The organism is Candidatus Magnetaquiglobus chichijimensis (genome assembly GCF_045865675.1).
GTDB classification, from domain to species: domain Bacteria; phylum Pseudomonadota; class Magnetococcia; order Magnetococcales; family Magnetaquicoccaceae; genus Magnetaquiglobus; species Magnetaquiglobus chichijimensis.
This window is the reverse complement of sequence record NZ_BAAFGK010000004.1, coordinates 1,876,674-1,894,214: the sequence shown is the minus strand read 5'-3', so window position 1 is coordinate 1,894,214 and position 17,541 is coordinate 1,876,674. Positions and strand designations below refer to the sequence as shown.

14 protein-coding genes and 1 tRNA gene are annotated in these 17,541 nt (G+C 59.7%); 8 read left to right on the top strand and 7 right to left on the bottom strand.

Going from position 1 to position 17,541, the window contains the following annotated elements; translation table 11 throughout:
• Window positions 1–234 precede the first annotated feature (234 nt).
• Both ACOY6C_RS12430 and ACOY6C_RS12425 read left to right on the top strand, forming a co-directional pair.
• Complete coding sequence (locus ACOY6C_RS12430) at window positions 235–891, top strand: ArsR/SmtB family transcription factor (RefSeq protein WP_420905790.1); 657 nt, start codon at window positions 235–237, stop codon at window positions 889–891.
• A complete protein-coding gene (locus ACOY6C_RS12425) occupies window positions 888–1,199 on the top strand; it encodes a DUF4915 domain-containing protein (RefSeq protein WP_420905789.1) in 312 nt (103 codons plus the stop codon). The genes ACOY6C_RS12430 and ACOY6C_RS12425 overlap by 4 nt, the downstream gene beginning before the upstream one ends.
• A gap of 337 nt (window positions 1,200–1,536) precedes the next feature.
• Here the strand turns inward: ACOY6C_RS12425 and ACOY6C_RS12420 are convergent, their stop codons facing one another.
• From ACOY6C_RS12420 to lolA, 5 genes are all read right to left on the bottom strand, one after another.
• On the bottom strand, window positions 1,537–4,455 hold the full coding sequence (locus tag ACOY6C_RS12420) for an NACHT domain-containing protein (protein WP_420905788.1): 2,919 nt from the start codon (window positions 4,453–4,455) through the stop codon (window positions 1,537–1,539).
• A 333-nt stretch (window positions 4,456–4,788) separates the two neighbouring features.
• Window positions 4,789–4,864, bottom strand: a tRNA-Ala gene (locus ACOY6C_RS12415).
• A gap of 236 nt (window positions 4,865–5,100) precedes the next feature.
• Complete coding sequence (gene rimO, locus ACOY6C_RS12410; protein ID WP_420905787.1) at window positions 5,101–6,543, bottom strand: 30S ribosomal protein S12 methylthiotransferase RimO; 1,443 nt, start codon at window positions 6,541–6,543, stop codon at window positions 5,101–5,103.
• 3 nt (window positions 6,544–6,546) lie between these two features.
• Window positions 6,547–7,032: a YajQ family cyclic di-GMP-binding protein gene (locus tag ACOY6C_RS12405; protein WP_420905786.1), complete on the bottom strand. Its 486-nt coding sequence runs from the start codon at window positions 7,030–7,032 to the stop codon at window positions 6,547–6,549.
• A gap of 17 nt (window positions 7,033–7,049) precedes the next feature.
• Entirely contained in the window at window positions 7,050–7,760 is a 711-nt protein-coding gene (gene lolA / locus ACOY6C_RS12400) for an outer membrane lipoprotein periplasmic chaperone LolA (RefSeq protein WP_420905785.1), read from the bottom strand.
• 84 nt (window positions 7,761–7,844) lie between these two features.
• On the opposite strand from lolA, the gene ACOY6C_RS12395 reads away from it, so the two are divergent.
• Window positions 7,845–8,351, top strand: a complete 507-nt coding sequence (locus tag ACOY6C_RS12395; protein ID WP_420905784.1) for a hypothetical protein — start codon at window positions 7,845–7,847, stop codon at window positions 8,349–8,351.
• Window positions 8,352–8,472: 121 nt separating this feature from the next.
• Here ACOY6C_RS12395 and ACOY6C_RS12390 read toward each other — a convergent pair whose 3' ends face one another.
• Both ACOY6C_RS12390 and ACOY6C_RS12385 read right to left on the bottom strand, forming a co-directional pair.
• Window positions 8,473–9,051 (bottom strand): hypothetical protein, encoded by a 579-nt coding sequence (locus ACOY6C_RS12390; protein ID WP_420905783.1) that lies wholly within the window; start codon window positions 9,049–9,051, stop codon window positions 8,473–8,475.
• A 155-nt stretch (window positions 9,052–9,206) separates the two neighbouring features.
• The gene (locus ACOY6C_RS12385) at window positions 9,207–9,623 is read right to left on the bottom strand and encodes an MCP four helix bundle domain-containing protein (protein ID WP_420905782.1); all 417 of its coding nucleotides are present in this window, start codon (window positions 9,621–9,623) and stop codon (window positions 9,207–9,209) included.
• 464 nt (window positions 9,624–10,087) lie between these two features.
• On the opposite strand from ACOY6C_RS12385, the gene ACOY6C_RS12380 reads away from it, so the two are divergent.
• From ACOY6C_RS12380 to ACOY6C_RS12360, 5 genes are all read left to right on the top strand, one after another.
• Window positions 10,088–11,038, top strand: a complete 951-nt coding sequence (locus tag ACOY6C_RS12380; protein ID WP_420905781.1) for an MBL fold metallo-hydrolase — start codon at window positions 10,088–10,090, stop codon at window positions 11,036–11,038.
• Window positions 11,038–12,462 carry an NAD(P)/FAD-dependent oxidoreductase gene (locus ACOY6C_RS12375; protein WP_420905780.1) on the top strand — a complete coding sequence of 475 codons (1,425 nt, stop codon included), beginning with the start codon at window positions 11,038–11,040 and terminating at the stop codon, window positions 12,460–12,462. The genes ACOY6C_RS12380 and ACOY6C_RS12375 overlap by 1 nt, the downstream gene beginning before the upstream one ends.
• A 62-nt stretch (window positions 12,463–12,524) precedes the next feature.
• On the top strand, window positions 12,525–12,935 hold the full coding sequence (locus ACOY6C_RS12370) for a cyclic nucleotide-binding domain-containing protein (protein ID WP_420905779.1): 411 nt from the start codon (window positions 12,525–12,527) through the stop codon (window positions 12,933–12,935).
• Window positions 12,932–13,510, top strand: a complete 579-nt coding sequence (locus ACOY6C_RS12365; RefSeq protein ID WP_420905778.1) for a hypothetical protein — start codon at window positions 12,932–12,934, stop codon at window positions 13,508–13,510. The genes ACOY6C_RS12370 and ACOY6C_RS12365 overlap by 4 nt, the downstream gene beginning before the upstream one ends.
• Window positions 13,511–13,705: 195 nt before the next feature.
• Complete coding sequence (locus tag ACOY6C_RS12360; RefSeq protein ID WP_420905777.1) at window positions 13,706–17,482, top strand: EAL domain-containing protein; 3,777 nt, start codon at window positions 13,706–13,708, stop codon at window positions 17,480–17,482.
• The last annotated feature ends 59 nt before the right edge of the window (window positions 17,483–17,541 follow it).

The window sequence follows — 17,541 nt, the reverse complement described above, 5'->3', positions numbered from 1 at the left end:
TAAACGAAGCGAGGCAATAATCAACCAATTGGTTGAATTAAATTCAATCACCTTGTTGATCGTCTGTCAAGCCTTTTTTGCTCCTGAAACTCCCGTCAGGGAGGTCCGGGGTTGGTGGGTGAGGGGGGTTCCTTCCCCATCATGCAAGTTTGTGCTTGCCCGGAATTTCCCATTCTGGAAACATACAGCCAGCACTCTCATGAACCGATCCGAAGATGGTCAGGGTAAAGATCCATGTCGTTCAAACAAGAGCTGTTCGACCATCTGGCGCGCATCGGCAAGGCTGTGGGGCAGGGGCATCGGTTGGCTATTCTGGAGTTTCTCGCCCAGGGGGAACGGAGTGTGGAGGCGTTGGCGCAGTTGAGCGGTTTGTCGGTCGCCAACACCTCGAAGCATTTGCAACAGTTGCGTCATGCGGGTTTGGTGCAGGCGCGCAAGGAGGGGTTGTATGTCCATTATCGATTGTCGGATCCCGAGATCGTCACGTTGCTGGGAGTCATCCGGCGACTGTCGGAACGTCATCTGGCCGAAGTGGACGCTCTGGTTCGCAACTATCTGCTGACCAAGGACAACCTGGAACCGCTTCCGCGCGAGACCTTGCTGGAGCGGATGCGGGAGGGGACCGTGACCGTGCTGGATGTGCGACCGCACGAGGAGTATCAAGCCGGTCATCTGCCGCGCTCCTTCAACATCCCGTTGCGGGAGTTGGAGCGGCGGTTGCACGAGCTGCCACCGGATCGCGAGGTGGTGGCCTATTGTCGCGGGGCGTGGTGCGTGTTGTCATTCGAGGCCGTGGCCCGGTTGCGCGAGCAAGGGTTTACAGCCAGACGGTTGGAGGAAGGTTTTCCGGAGTGGCGGCAGGCTGCGTTGCCGGTGGAACAGTGTGATTGAATGGATGCAGGGGCGCCTCGCTGCTACGTCACAACCGGACCTTTATCGGTCTGCCGCTCGATGAGAGGCTCCAATCCCGGAACGCCCAGCCGCGCTGTGGCATCCAGGTGATCGATCTGCGCACCGGGGATGCGGTGCATGGGTTCCGTTTCGAAGGGGTGTTGAGCGAAATTCACGATCTCATCGCTCTGCCGGGTGTGCGCTGTCCGATGGCGTTGGGTTTCAAAACCGACGAGATCCGCCGTGTTCTCGGCGTTGATTCCGCATCGTCGCTGGACCGCATGAAATCGAAACCTGCGGCGCGGTGATAAGGATGACCTCGCGCCCGCATCCCAGGAAGCCCCCCACCCGCCGCCGCCTTGTTCATGGTGATGCAGGTGATCGTCGAGGCGTTGGAAAAGATCGATGCGGTGATGAAGTCCCTGGCTCACGAATGAGCGGCGGGATGGATGGGGGCAGAGCATCCGGGGACTGAAAGGAAATTGGTATGGTGTCTTTGGAATTCCGAAAGGAAATTGGTATGGTGTCCCTGGAATTCCCGGAATTCCCGGACAGCCTCGGCCTGGAAAAGCAGCGGGCGGGATTTCCCATGGACTGGGAGGAGCAGGGGCGGAGGTTTGGAATTTGGTATTGAGCTGCCGGAATTCAAGAGGCGTTAATAACTTGAAAAAATGAAGCTAGCTCATTTTCAATAATCTGCTCATCACAAAATCGTCTAAAGATATTCCTGCCAATTTCTGTTGGACTTATAAGTTCGTGCGTATCAACCTCGACCAGATTCTGTGAGATTAGATGCCTAACGAAACGGCGGGCAACCTCAGGATTCCGATTTGCTACCCCGCGCTGTTCGAGACCTCTACGTTGCCGCTTTGCTTGCATGGTGAGCAGACGGCAGATCTTCTCGGCAATATCGAAACTAGGATGGTGATAAATGACAAAATACTCAGGGACGTCGTTTGTAGTTGCCTTGCGAGACTTAAGGTATCCAAGCGCCAGTCGACCATTGAAGGTTCTCCCATCCACCTTTATGGAGATATCATCTTCATCGACAGTCAAAAAGTCCGCTTGTTCAAGATCAGCTCCTGAAAGATCGACATCCGTAAGGATTGCCCCTGTGAAACTGCTGCCACACAGGCCTGCATTTACAAAGCAAACATTGTCTAGCAACGTATTATTGAATGATGCGCGCTCTAATTTCGCTGATGATAGATCAATATCAATTAAATGCGCACTGGAGAAGTTCGCACCTTCTAGAGCGCTTGGCTTGATTTCTCTTGATAAGATAACACGTCGCAATATCGTCCTACTCAGGTCGAGTGCCCCTGAGCCGATCTTCCGAAGGAGAAGGTTCACTGGATCGCTTTGTCCATCCGAGTCTCCCAGAACTCGTAACCCAGCATCCCAGAGGAGCGATAGAATCTCACCAGCTGCTTGATTGTCAGTCCTGTCGGGCCACAGGTTCGTTAGTTTGGTAAGGTACTGCTCAATATTGGCATCTTGTTGAGATGCAACGAAGAGACGCATGGCATCGGAGACGTAGACACCATCACCAAAGAACCTGCCGGACTGAAGTTCGTTAAGCAGAAGCTCTGCAACCAAATACTCGCGCAGCGAGTTGTGGGAGAATTGCCATCCATTTGTTCCTGGAGCTCCAGATCGGGTTAGCGTCCCTGAACTTCGCAAATCCGCGAAGAGCCGCTCAATCTCAGACTTCCGATCTTCGGATGCATGCCGCGCCAGCTCATTTTTAAATTCTTTTTCAATAAGGCGAACAAAATCAAACTCTTCTATGAATTGGTGACCCTTCTTCGATAACCAAATGGCAAGCTTTTGCAGGAACTTGCGCCGATGTTGCATTTGTAGGACCGGAGATCTTTTAAAGTCTCGTCGCATTAAGTTCGTGACGATCATATCGAAGATGGCCCACTCGGACCTGATCGCATCCATCACCCCCTGCTGCTCGGTCTTAACGGTATCGAGAATATCAAGCAGGTAAGAGATAATCACCGGTTTTCCGGATAAATTTTTGCTCCCAGAAACATGTTCTGTCCGATAGATCCTGTCGAGCAGGTCGAACACAACTTTTTTCCCATCTGCATCTTTATTTAAAATTCGACCTACAAGCGCCTCTGTCTGTGGTCGTGACAAATCCTGAAGTGTGCGTTCGTAGCGCTCCAAAATATGCGCTTCGATCGTTGCATCAATTTCGCGCTCACGCTTTATTGTTTCAGCGTCGGAACGATCTACACCTAACGAAGAACGGTCAACTGTCGCATATAAAGCTTCATATACATGCAATTCTTCTGTCTCTGTAAAGTAGTTTGGGCGGCTAGTCAGCACGCCACAGGCTCCCTCTGCTGACAGCCTCGACAGTGCTTCTAAGCAGACACGTCTTTCTCGAATATGCATGTACTGGGCCATTTCGTCGTAGCCATCCAATAGCAAGACAACGCGGCCAGAGCGAATAAGTGAGTTGACGAAGTCGATAGGGATATGTCCAAGCTTGTTGCTGTCAAGGAAGTAGTGAAGTAAGCTATTGGCATCGAACTGGCGGTTGAAGTTGCGTAACTCAACTCGAAATGGAATCGGAGATGCTGGGTTCGCACGGTACGCGTTCACCCACCGTCGCTGCAATACTCGTGTCAAAGCCGTTTTTCCGGTTCCGTATTCTCCGACGACGACGATCCATCTGTTTTGACGCGACTCCCTGGAAAGCCAATTGGTTAGAAACTCCGTAGCGGGATGGGTGCCATGGACGTCATCAAAGTGGGGTTCTTCATACACCGCGTCAAGGTGGGCAAGTTCGTCGGAGTATTTTCCAGAATTAAGGATGTATTGAATGTAAGGATCAAAACGTTCGAACTTCGAGAATAGTTCATCGTAGGTGAGTGTATTGATCCGTGCTTCTCTGGCGCGTTCCCTGACTGGCGCAGTAAATCCTTTTCCCGACACAATCAGGAATTGTGCATCTTGGCGTTTCTCCCGAAGGAGAATGATTTTTGTTAGATCTTTTCCATACTTATCGTTATCAACGTACTCAATTGTCACTTCGATATATAAAGGGGGGCTGAACGGGTCTGAGAGGTGTTCAGCGATAATGTCGATTTCCGCCCCGTGAATCTCCTCGGGACCACGAACATCATAATTGTTTAGCCGCAGAAGCGAGGCTACCGCCTTTGGAAGCGTATCCCTATCAAAAATAACCGACATAACTCTCGCTCCATGTAAATCCGGAGACAGTACATCCCTTTCCCATCCCCGAGTTTCCTGATCGCAGCATCCACTTACCAAACCTGTTGCCCCATTTTCCTTCCAGAGCACATTAAAATCCGGGGACAGTATACCCATTTCCGGCACTGCGTGCCATTTCCTTACCCTGTCGTCAAGTCTTGATACTAAAAACACCAGACGTAAAAATTTTAGAATATAACCTTGTACTATGTCAATCAAAAAAAGTCGTTCATAAGTCGCCCGTTCGACGTCGGGTTCTTTTGACCCCGAAGTGCAGAAATCTGGGGACAGTGTATCCATTAACCCTTTTGGGGATTCTGGAGCAAATGTCATGCCGCACTCAAGTTAGCCAGTTCACCCTATTCTCCGTAACCAAGTTTACCAGCAAACCAGTCCGGCATCAAGGGGCAATGATATTACTTTGATTTCATGGTGTTAAGTTGGTTCGTGATTTCCGGACTCAACGCGGCGGGTCCATAGGCTTTGGAGAATGGGCCGGAGAGAGAAGGAAAAACGCCGGTTTTGGCCCTCGCGAGTCCGACGCCGGACCAGGTGCGTTTTCGAACCGTCTCGAGTGACTCTTGGAAATATTTGGATTGTTGCGGCAGGAATAAAAAAAGCCGCCCCAAAGGGCGGCTTTGCAGAGAAATAACTTATGAAAGAAATTGGTGGAGCCAGGCGGGATCGAACCGCCGACCTCTTGAATGCCATTCAAGCGCTCTCCCAGCTGAGCTATGGCCCCAAATCAGAAGCAGGATTCTAAGCGGGTTGGATGGGATTGTCAAGCATTTTATTCGAGGTGTTTAAATTGTCTCGTTTGCAACCGAACGTGAGGGCGTCATTTCAGCGTGTCACGAGGCGTCCCGCAACCGGCGAATTGGGGTCGGTCAACTCCGGGCCGGGGAGGCGGTTTGGCTCTGGATGGGGGGGTGGCTTGGCGCGTTTTGGGGTCGGTCAATTCCGGGTCGGGGAGGCGGCTCAGACCCGGATGGGGGGGCCGGCCTGGCGCGCCTTGAGGTCGTAATCCCCGGATGCGGTGATGACGACCGGTAGAAAGGTGCCGGGCGGGAAGGTGGCGCGGCCCTCCAGACGGGTGATGCCGTCGATCTCCAGCGCCTGACCGGTGGTCCGCCCGACCAGACGCGGCGGGTGTCCGCCCTCCGCGCCATCGATCACCATCTCCAGCCGTTGACCGACCAGGCGAGCCAGCTTCTCCCGACTGATCCCCTGTTGCAAGGTCATCAGCTCGGCCCGGCGGGCCTCGGCGATCTCTGCCGGCACCTTGTCGGGCAGTGCGTGGGCCGCGGCCTCCGGTTCGTCCGAATAGGCGAACACCCCGACGTGATCAAAACGACTCCTCTCCACGAACCCCCGCAGCACGGCGAACTCCGCGTCGCTCTCCCCTGGAAACCCGGTGATGAACACCGAACGCAGCACCGCCTCCGGCATGCGCGTCCGAATGCGGACGATGAGCCGTTCCAGATCGTCCGCGCGCTCCGCGCGGCGCATGCGGCGCAGCACCCCGTCATCGGCATGCTGCAACGGCAGATCGAAATAGGGGAGAATCCGGGCCGAGGCGGCGATGTGGTCGAGCAGCGCGTCGGTGATCAGGGTGGGGTAGAGGTACATCAGTCGGATCCACCGCACCCCGCGGATCCTCTCCAGGCGGGTCAGCAGATCCGTCAGGCTCAAACGCGGGGAGAGATCCCGACCGTACAGGGTGGTATCCTGGGAGACGACGATCAACTCACGCACCCCGCCGGCGGCCAGCGCTTCGGCCTCGGCGACGATCTCCTCCGGCGGACGCGAACGGAACGGACCGCGCAGACGCGGAATGATGCAGAAGGTGCAGGGGTTGTCGCACCCCTCGGCGATCTTCAAGTAGGCGGTGTGGGACGGGGTGGTCAACAGCCTCGGGCCGGCCTCGGAGTGGCGCGAGAAATCCGCCGCCGGCATCGGCGTGATCGGAATGGCGAGCCGCTCCAACAGGTGATCGTGTCCGGTGGTGCCGGCCAGCAGATCGATGGCCGGGATCTCTTCTCGCAGTCGCTCGCCGTGCCTTTGAGCCAGACAGCCGGTCACGATCAGCCGTTTACCCGGATGGGCCGCCTTGAGCGCCGCCATCTCGGCGATCGCGGCGCGCGATTCGGCCTCCGCGTCGGCCTTGAACCCGCAGGTGTTCACCAGCAGGATGTCGGCCTGTTTCGGATCGCTGGTCGGTTCGTGGCCCGCCTCCAGGAAACGCCCCAACAGCCGTTCGGCATCGACCACGTTCTTCGGGCAGCCGAGGGAGATCAATCCCACCTTGGCGCGACGTCTCCGCAAGGAGGATCCGCGACTGGGCGGGGAGGGTGGGGTATCCCGGTCCGGCACGTTTGCCGCGCGGTGTTCCGTCCCGCGCGCCTTCCAATCGTCACCCACGCATCACTCCCGGAAGTTGGTGAACTGCAACGGGATCTCGTATCCGGCGGCCTTGATGCTGGCGATCGCCTCCTGAAGATCATCGCGTTTCTTGCCGGTGACCCGCACCTGTTCCCCCTGAATCGCTGCCTGCACCTTGAGCTTGCTCGTCTTGATCCCGGCCACGATCTTTTTCGCCAACTCGGCGTTCACACCCTGGCGCACCGTGATCTGCTGACGCTTCATTCCCCCCGAGGCTGCCTCCACGGTGCCATAATCCAGCACCTTGAGATCCACCTTGCGACGCACCAGTTTTTCCTTGAGCACATCCAGCACCTGATCGAGCTTGTAATCGTCGTCCGCCAGCACCTTGAGCAGCGACTCCTCGCGTTCAACCTTGCATTTGGAACCGCGAAAATCATAACGGGTGGCGATCTCCTTGGTCACTTGATTGACCGCGTTGTCCACTTCCTGCAAATCCACTTCGGAAACCACGTCGAACGAAGGCATGGGGCACTCTCCGGTTGTCACTGGGTGTTTTTTTCTACGTGTTCGATCACATCCACCCCCTTGGGCACCTCGAACCGGAACCGTTCCGCCGGAATCTCGGTGTTGACCCGCCAGGTGCGAAAGAGAATACGCGAGCGATTGTTCAGGGAGTCCTCGACCACGAAGTCGCGGATCTCCTCCTTTTTCGGATCCAGGGTGATGGCGATCCAGCGCAGCGAACCCTCCTGGAGCGGGGTGAGCACCACGGCGGGGCGATCCGGGGTTGGGCCGGGGATCACCTCCCAGGTGAAGCTCTCCTCGAGTCGTTTGCCGGAGATCAGGAATCCCGCCGGACTTTTGTCGAGTCGCGTCGTGGTGGAGCGGGTCACCTGTTTGAGATCCGGTTCGTAATACCAGACCGCGCGGCCATCCGAGACGATCAGTTGCGGATAGGGCGCGGTGTAGTCCCAACGGAACTTTCCGGGTCGAGAGGCCAGGAACAGACCGCGCCCGTCTCGCGCCTCGGCGGCATCTCCCTTGATCAGTTGCTGTTCGAACTCGGCCTCGATGGTGCGCAGACGGTCCATGAAGGCCTGAAGCCGTTGCACCTCCGGGGGTTTGGGACTCCCTTGACCCAAGGCGGGCGGCGGGTTGATTCCCAGGATCCCCAAAACCAGAACCCCGAGCAGGAGTCGGCGCACGGGATTGAAAGAAGAGCGTTTTTCGCGGATGGGAAGAAAGGTTGGCATGAATTTGGCTTTCTTTTCAGGTATAGAAAATCCCTTGCAGGGGGATTGTCAAAAGTTTTACGTCACCACGGGTCAATGACGCACATGGATATGAACAACCTGCCTGATCTGCTCTTTCGCGAGCAGCCGGACAACTGGGACGAAACGGATACCCGGATCGTCAACGAGTCGGTGGTCGAAACGGCGGAGTCAGGCGCACTCCAGAGCATGGCCGTACAGGGTGATCTGGCCGAGGTCATGGAGGATCTCGCCGTCTGGCTGACCAAGCGTATCACCGTGGAGGTGATAGCTTACTGGAATCCGCGACTCGGGAAAAGCCATTTGCTCTCTTTGGCCCCGTCGGAGGAGAATGGGGCGTTGCCGGAGCTGATCCGGGGGGTGATCGACGGTCCCTTGCCGCGCATTCGTCACTGGCGGCGTGGGGCCTGGAGTTTCCATCTTTGGATGGGACCACCTCTTGACGGTTGGGATCGTCTGTTGATCGTCGAAAAGGGGGGGGCTCTGGATGCCGACGGCTGCAACACCCTGATTCAGGATGCGGCGCGCAACTTCGGAACCGCCCTGCGACTGGCCCCCATGCCCAAGGTCTGAACCATCGTTCCGTCACCATGCCGCGTCCGAAGGGGCCACCCGGCCATGGGCATTCACGGCTTCCCTTGATCCAATCTCACCGCCGGCGATCAACCCCGCACCCGTGCCGTCAGCAGCCGGGTCATCGGGAAACCGGTTGGCCCATCGCCTGGGCCTCGTCCATCTCCTCCCCTTTTCTCAGAATATCCCGCGCCTGTTCAAAGACCGAAGCGGGGTAGAATCCAGCCTGGCGCTCGACGCGAATCCGTTCCACAAAGCGATCCATCTCTCCCGGCGCGGCGGTCACACTGGTGAAAGCCCCCCCTGCCAGACGCGATTGGGGGGACAATTCGACCCGAAAGGCCGGTTCCTGCCATGAACCGCCGCGTGCCGGTGGACGTGTCCAGACCGTGGATCGCTCCAGCCGGAGCTGGGGTTGGACTCTTCCGGAGACGGAGTAGAGCAACGGGGCGGACTCGGAGGGTTGTTCCTGTGGTTCGGGAAGCGTGGCCTGGTCGGCGCGGCGCAGCAGGTCGGCAAGCCCTTCGACCATGCGGGTGAGGGTGAGGCGTGCCGATTGCAGGGACCAGAGGCTCGATCTTCTTTCGGTCGGATCGTCCGTGTGATGCGTCGATGCCTGGGAAAAAGGGCTGGTGATCCGGTTCAGGGTCGTGCCGAGCCAGTCGAGAGAGTGCTGGAGCAGGCGATCCGGGGAGATCATGGGGGGTGCCTCGCGCACGGCCTCATTGGGATGGGGGAGAAACACGGCGCACATCGGCGCATGAATACCGTTAATAACCCGACAAACCGTGGGCGTCAAGGGCATGGATCGGGTGGCAAGGGGATCCTGTCCCTTCCTGGCGTCCCCAGGCCTGTTTACCGCAGGATTTGCACCATCCGCTGGTACCGGTCGGCCTGGATCCCCTTGCCGAGGCTTTGGGCCTTGGCCCGGTCTCCCGCGAGTACCGCTGGGATGATCTCCCCCATGCGGGTGTTCTTGAACGGTTCCCAGATGTCCTTGAACCGTTCCAACCGTTCGCGGGTCGCCGGAGGGGTGGCCCGGTTGTCGAGCAGGTTGGAGACGCGATAATCGATCTCTTGTTGGGAAAGGGTGAGATCGTCGATCACCCCCGTTTTCTGGCCTGGATTCTGACTGTCCACGAGGATGAGCAGTTTGGCGCGCGAGGCGCGCAGCAGGGCGAGGATCTCCGGGAGATCATCCGCCACGCCGGGCGTGGTCAGGGAGAGAAACAACGCCAGGATCGTGGCGGACGAACCGAACCGGTTGCGCATGGGCGTGATTGAGCTGAAATGGATGATCGTGTTCTCCGGCGTGCGTGAGAGCGGCCAGGAATCCCTTGAGCCCCGCCTTCCGTCACACCGGCGCGGAAGAAATCTCTTCTCAGGTTCGTGGCATCGAAGACCCGCAGACTCCAGGCATCAATACCCCCTTGGGATTCGCGTCGTCAAGCGGGATTGATGGATTGTTTCCCCGGAATTTTTCAGAGGTTCCATGGGGGGTGGGGCGAGGGGGCGGGAAGGTCCGTTCGCGACGAAGCGTAAAGAAGACTCGTCAAGCGCGCGGGATTGTCCTAAGATGATCAAGTCTTCATTTTCGTGGGAGATCCCCCGACCTCTCCGACGGGAGGGGAGAAGGCGCCCTGGAGATCCCCCGACCGCTCCGACGGGAGGGGAGAAAGGGCCTTTCGGCGCAGGATTCGGATATCGGGATATCAATGACAGGAGTCGAACAGAACATGGCAACGAGATTTCAGGAGGTACACCCCGGGATCACCCGGATTGACGTGGAGTACAACCGCACCGGATTCGCGGCGGCCTGGTTGATCCGTTCCGGTGCCCAGGCGGTCTTCATCGAGACCGGCCCACTGCCGGCTTTGCCGTTCCTGCTCGAGGCCCTCGATCATCACGCCCTGACCCCGGCCATGGTGCGCGCGGTGATCGTCACCCATGTCCATCTCGATCATGCCGGTGCGGCGGGGGCTCTGCTGAACCACCTGCCCAACGCGCGTTTCTTCGTGCATCCCCAGGGGATCAAACATCTGGTCGATCCCTCCCGTCTGGTCGAGGGGGCCAAGGTGGTTTACGGCGAGGCGTGTTTCGCCGCCACCATCGGCGGGGCCGAGCCGGTCGATCCCGAGCGGGTTCACGCGCCGGTCGATGGGGAGGTCTTTGATCTGGGCGGTCGCAATCTGATCTTTTTCGATACGCCGGGCCACTCCCTCAATCATCTCTGCGTGCTCGATACCGTCAGCAACGGTCTGTTCACCGGGGATGCCTTCGGGCTCTCCTATCGGGAGTTCGACGGTGGATCCCATCCCCTGATCATCCCGGCCACCACCCCGACCCAGTTCGACATCGACACCTCGCGGGCCACGGTGCGGCGTTTGGCCGCATTGCGGCCCGAGTGGCTCTATCTGACCCATTTCGGGGCGCTGCGTTTTGATCCGGTGCTGGCGGATGATCTGGATGCGCAGTTGATGGGCTACCACCGCGTGGCCACCGATCTGCCGGACACGGCCACCGAAGAGGCGTGGATCGCGGCCCTGACCGAGCTGACCACCCGTCACGCGCGCGCCATCGGCGTTCCAGAGGAGGCTGATCTCTCTCTTTTGGCCGGCGACATGCGTCTCAACGCCCAGGGGTTGTCGATCTGGCGCGAGCGCGGACGGCGACGGAAATCGGGGTGATGATCCCCTCCGGCGCGGCTGGGGCGGGCGGCATGCCCCCTCTCGAGTTGACCGGCGGCTCACGGGTCGCGGTCATCGGCGGGGGGCCGGCGGGTTCGTTGAGCGCCTGTTTTCTGTTGGATCTGGCGCGCCAGTTCGGGGTGAGCTTGCGGGTGGATCTTTACGAACCCCGTGATTTCACCCTCACCGGACCACCGGGCTGCAACATGTGCGGTGGCGTGATCTCCGAATCGCTGATGCAGAAGATGGCCGCCGAGGGGATTTCGCTTCCCAGAGAGGTGCTGCTGGATGCCATCGACTCCTATGTGCTGCATACCGATTCCGGAGCCGTGGCCATCCGTCCGCTCCACGAGGAGATGCGTATCGCCTCGATCTTTCGCGGCGCCGGTCCCATGGGCGCCGAAAGCCAGAGTCCGCTTCCCTGGAGCAGCTTCGATCACCATCTGCTGGAGATGGCCCGGCGGCAAGGGGCGCTGCACATCGCGCGCCGCGTGCGTCGCCTGGAACGGTGCACCGATGGCCGGGTGCGTCTCCATCTCCAACCCTCCCGGCAGACCGAGGGGGCGGATGATGCCTCCGATCCTTATGACCTGGTGATCGGCTGCGTGGGACTCAATGGGGCCGGGGTCAAGCTCTTCGAAGAGTTCGACATCGGCTACCGTCCGCCGAAAAGCGCGCGCGCCTGGGTGTCCGAACTTTACATGGGGGCCGAGGAGGTGCGGGCGCGTCTGGGCAATGCCATGCATATCTTCCTGCTGGATGTGCCGGGCATGAAGTTTGCCGCCTTGACCCCCAAGGGACACTACGCCACCTTCATCCTGTTGGGGGAGGGGGTCAACGAGGAGTTGGCCAGTCAGGTCTGTCACTCCCGGGCGATCCGGGAGCTGTTTCCCGAGGGGTGGGAGACCCCGGTGCGGCCCTGTCACTGCATGCCGCGCATCAACGTCGGACCACCGACCCGGCCTTTCGGCGACCGGCTGGTGCTGGTCGGGGATTGCGCTTCGTCACGCCTCTACAAGGATGGCATCGGCGCCGCCTATCGCATGGCCAAGGCGTGCGCCTATACCGCCCTGACCCGAGGCATCTCCGCCGAGGCGTTCCGGTTGGGCTACTGGCCGGCCTGCCAGGAGATGGACCGGGATAACCGGCTGGGCCATCTGCTTTTTTCGATGGATGGCTTGTTGCGCCATGTTCCCCCCTTTCGGCGTGGCATGCTCCAGGTGATCCGCGACGAGCAGGAGCGCAGCGATGATCCCCGTCGCATGAGTTCGGCGATGTGGGATACCTTCACCGGCAGTTCGAGCTACAAGGAGATCTTTCGTCGTGCCGGCCATCCGGTGATTCTGTGGCGTCTGCTGGTCGCCACGTTGGGCGCTCTTCTCTCCGGTTTGGCCTTTTGGCGTGGCCGGGGCGGAACCGCCTGAACATGCGAGGGGCGTGGCCGTCGGGCAAGGGCCGCACCCCCAGGAAAAAGGAGACCGTTGCCGTGCTGTTCGATTCGGATAAACCTTCTCTGGGCAAGGAGTTCGCCGCGGGCGAGGTGATCTTGCGCGAGGGCGAGGTGGGGGACAGTCTGTACGTGATCCTCGAGGGGCGCGTGGAGGTGGTGGTCGATGACGGTGGCAAGGAACCGCATCACCTGGCGATCCTGGAAAAGGATGCCTTCTTCGGTGAGATGTCCCTGTTTTCCGATGATCCGCGCGTGGCCACGATCCGCGCCCTGACCCCGGTGCGGGTGATGACCGTGGACAAGCGCGGTCTGTTGCGCTGGATGGGCGAGGATCCCTCCTTGAGTCTGCGCATCCTGCTCAAGATGATCGAGAGGATCCGGTTGCTGGTCGCCGAGGTGGTGCGTCTGCGCAAGACCCTGCGCGACGGGGGATTGATCGGTCCATGATGCGCCATTTCGTTTGGTTTGTGCTGTTTCGGCCCGAAGGGCTGTTCACGCGCCTGCGCGCCTATGATCTGTTTCGTTGGGCCTTGGCGTTGCAGATCCTGCGCTGGGAGTCCACCGCCCTGACCACCATGGTGACGCTCTACCACGAAAAAAGCGACATGTTGTTGCCTGTGCCCTTCGGCATCGATCCGCAAGCCTACCGGTTCTTCGAGATTTTTGCCTATGGCCCGTATGGGCTGCTGATCATCACCATCATCGCCTACGTGATCCAGGTGCACGGCGCGCCCTTCGCGCTTCAGACCCCCTTGACCATGCGTCGGGCCTGGACCCTGTTGGGTTTCTGTTTTTTCGGCCCCTGGCTGCCGAGTCTGTGCGTGGACAGCTTTTTGATCATGCTTGGTTTCGGCGGTCCGGAGGTGATCATTCCGTGGCATGTGACCATCGTGGCCGCCGAAAGTCTCTTCACCGCCGCCGGTCTGCGCACCATCCACGGCATCCCGATCCGGCGCGCCCTGGGACTGGGCGCCCTGACCGGCTTTTTGTTTCTGATTCTGGCGGGTCTGGTGATCCGGTGACGAGGCGGGAGTCGGTCGAGGGAAGGGATTGACCGATGCGGGCAGGTCTGCGAAACTTGAGACCCTGACAGGAGTTTCTGGAGCACGTTGAAGCGTTTTGCCGTGGAGTCCCGGCAGGGTTTCCACGATTTGGGGGAGGAGGGGGCTCTTCCCATCTGGCAAGAATGGCGACGTCGGGTCGGAGGCTGGGCACGAATGAGATTCCTGGAGTCCCTCTCGTTTCATGTCAAGCTCCTGTTGATCCTGCTGATTCCCTTGGGAGGGATCCTGGGCCTGGGTCTGGTCGGCATTCACGAAAAGCGGGAACTGATCGCGGAAATGGAGCGGATGAATCACCTCTCCGGCCTGGCGATCCAGATCAGCGATCTGATCCACGAGATCCAGCGCGAGCGCGGATTCACGGCGGGTTTTCTCGGCAGTCGGGGCAAGCGATTCCAGGAGGAGCTGGCCTGTCAGCGGGCGCGGGTGGAGTCCTCGTTGGCGCGTCTGAATCTGTCGCGACAGGAGCTTCATCAAGCGGAACACCACGCCGATGCGCTCGGCGAACCCTTCCAGTCGGCCAGCGCCGACCTGGACAAACGCGACGCCATCCGGCAGTCGGTGGATCGCCTCGCCATCGATGCCATCGAGGCGATCGATTATTTTTCCGCCATCAATCTCGATCTGCTCAACACCATCGATCGACTCTCCAGTTTTGCCGCCACGGTGGAGATCGCCACCCAGACCCGCAACTACACCCTGTTCCTGCAAGGCAAGGAGCGCGCCGGCATCGAACGGGCGATCATCGCCGAAACCCTCACCGCCGGTCGTTTCGCCCCCGGCATGTATCGACGCTTCAGCGCCCTGGTCTCCGAACAGGAGACCCTGTTCGGCATCTTTCGCGCCCTGGCCTCTCCGGATGAGCGGGTTCGGTTCGACGCCATCGTCTTTGGCGCGGATGCCAGCATGGTGGAGCGGATGCGCGAGGTGCTGTTCAAGAGCGGTCATGCCAGCGCGCTTTACATCCAGCTCGGTCTTCTTTATCAGAACATGGCGCTGCGCGGCGCCTATCATTCGGTCAAGAATCTCCTCATTCGCGGTTCGCTCTACGGCGATCGGGACGACGACTTCGATCCCGAGGCCCAGCAACGCCACTATCGGCTGCAATTCGAGGGGAATCATCAAGCGATCCGCGAGATCGTCGAGCGGATTCGCGCCCTCTCCACGGAGGAACTCTCCACCGGGCAACGGAGCGATGTGGAGATCGTCTGGGAGAACATCGAAGCCTACCGACACAGCCTCGCCCGGATCATCGCGATGCAACGGCGCGGAGCCACGTTGCACGAGATCGACATGGATCCAGGGGTGAAGATCGACGACCGACCCGCAGACGAAGCGATCCGGCGTCTGGTGGAGTCCACCCGGGTGGGACGGTTCAATATGGAGGCCACCGACTGGTTCGGGGCCACCACGGCCCGGATCGATCAGTTCAAGGAGCTGGAGGATCAACTGGCCCTGCGTCTGATCACCCGTGGACAGGCGTTGGAGCGGGAGGCCAGGAGCGAACTGCTCGCCTATCGTCTGGCGATGCTGGCGATCATGCTTCTGGCGTTGGGGATGGGCTCCTATCTGGTGCGCCGGCTGCGCGACAAGGCCGAGAGGATCGTGCGGTTGAGCCGTCAGATCCGCGCCGGGGATCTGACCGCGCGCATCGAGCTGTGGGATGCCACCCGCCAGGACGAACTGGATCGCATCGCCATCGCCATGAACCATATGGTGGAGGGACTCGATCGCTCCACGCGGCTCACCCAGGAGACGATGCGCGCTCTGGCCGATTCGGAAAGCCGGGTGCGCTCGATGTTGGAGACCGCGCCGGATGCGATTCTCGCGTTGAATGCCGCCGGTCGGGTGGAGTCGGTCAATCCGGCGGGGGAGGATCTGTTCGGTTACTATCCGGGCAGCATGGCTGGCTGTTTCATCGAGGATCTGGTGCCCAATTTCCGCGCGGTGCTCAATCTGCACGACGTGGATGGCCTGGCGGCGCACAGGACGGTCGAGGTGGAGGGGTTGTGCCGGGATGAGGGGAGATTCCCGGTGGAGATCTCCATGAGCGGCTACGAGTCGGTGACCGGCGAGTGGCATTATCTGCTGATCATGAACGACATCACCGAGCGCAAGCAGGTGAAGATGGCGTTGGCCGCGGCCTACGCCGAACTGGAACAGCGGGTGCGCGAGCGCACCTTCGAGTTGGAACACGCCAACCGGCAGCTGTTCGCCGAAATCGACGAGCGCACCCGTGCCGAGCAGGGGCTGACTCTGGCGGCCAAGGTGTTCGAGACCGCCACCGAGGGGATTCTGATCACCGATGCCGAGGGTCGGATCATCAAGTGCAACCAGGCCTTCACGGAGATCTCCGGCTACACCTTCGAGGAGGTGTATGGACGGCAGCCGAGCATGATGAGTTCCGGGCGGCACGACCAGGCCTTTTACGAGGCGATGTGGAAGGGGATCTTGGAGGATGGCGCCTGGTCGGGCGAGGTGTGGAACCGGCGCAAGAGTGGCGAGATCTTCCCGCAGAAGCTGTCGATCACCACGGTCTGGAACAGCGCCAACGAGTTGACCCACTATGTGGGGATCTTCTCGGACATCACGAAGTTGAAGGAGACCGAAAAGCGCCTCGAGCAGATGGCCTATTTCGATGCCCTGACACAACTCCCCAACCGGGTTCTGTTCCGCGACCGGCTGCAACACGAGCTGGACAAGAAGAGCCGCTATGATATCAAACTGGCGGTCTTTTTCATTGATCTGGACCGCTTTAAGCATGTCAACGACTCCCTGGGACACTCCGCCGGGGATCAACTGCTTGTCGAGGTCGCCGAGCGGATCCGGATTTCGTTGCGCAAGTACGACACCGTGGCGCGACTCGGCGGGGATGAGTTCGCGGCGATCATCACCGGCTTGAAGGATGGCCGGGAGGCGGCGCCGGTGGCCCGCAAGATCATCGACAGTCTTAAAGCCGTCTTCCATATCAACGGCCATGAGGTGTTCGTGGGTGCGAGCATCGGCATCAGCGTTTTTCCGAACGACGGCGAGGAGATCGAAACCCTCACCAAACACGCCGACATCGCCATGTACAAGGCCAAGGAGAGCGGTCGCGGGGTGATCAAGTTCTTCGAGGAGGCGATCAACGCCGGCTTGCAGAACCACCTCCAGATGGAGAGCGCGGTGCGCAACGGCCTCAAGAACGGCGAGTTCACGGTTCACTATCAGCCCAAGGTGTCGTTGAACAGCGGTCGGATCGTGGGCATGGAGTCGCTGGTGCGCTGGTTCCCGCCGGAGGGCGCGATGATTTCGCCGGCCCGGTTCATTCCGGTGGCCGAGGAGACCGGTTTGATCCTCCCTCTGGGCTCCCAGGTGCTGCGCGATTCGTGTCGGCAGGCCGCGCGCTGGCGCAAGGAGGGACACGAAATTCGCATGGCGGTGAATCTGTCGGCGTTGCAGTTCCAGAAGAGCGAGTTGGTGGACGAGGTGCAGGAGATTCTGGAGGAGGTGGATCTGCCTCCGGGCGCCCTGGAGCTGGAGATCACCGAGAGCATGGTGATGGGGAATGTGGAACGTTCCATCGAGCGGATGCAGGGGTTGAAGGCCCTGGGTCTGACCCTGGCGGTGGACGACTTCGGAACCGGGTATTCGTCGTTGAACTATCTCAAGAAATTTCCGATCGACACCTTGAAGATCGATCAATCCTTCGTGCGCGATCTGGGGCAGACCCGCGAAGGGTTGGCGATCGTGCTGGCGATCATCTCCATGGGCCAGGCGTTGCATCTGAAGCTGGTGGCCGAGGGGGTGGAGACCCGTGAGCAGTTGGACATTCTCAAGGAGTTGGGATGTCACGAGATTCAGGGGTATTACTTCAGCAAACCGGTGGCCGCCGAGGGGATCGGAGCGATGTTCGCCGCCGACAAGCGGTTGGAGTGGCGAGGATCCGCATAGAGATTCCACGGGGTTTGACCATGGGTGAGGCTCCGTGCTGATCCGTGAATTTTTGAAAT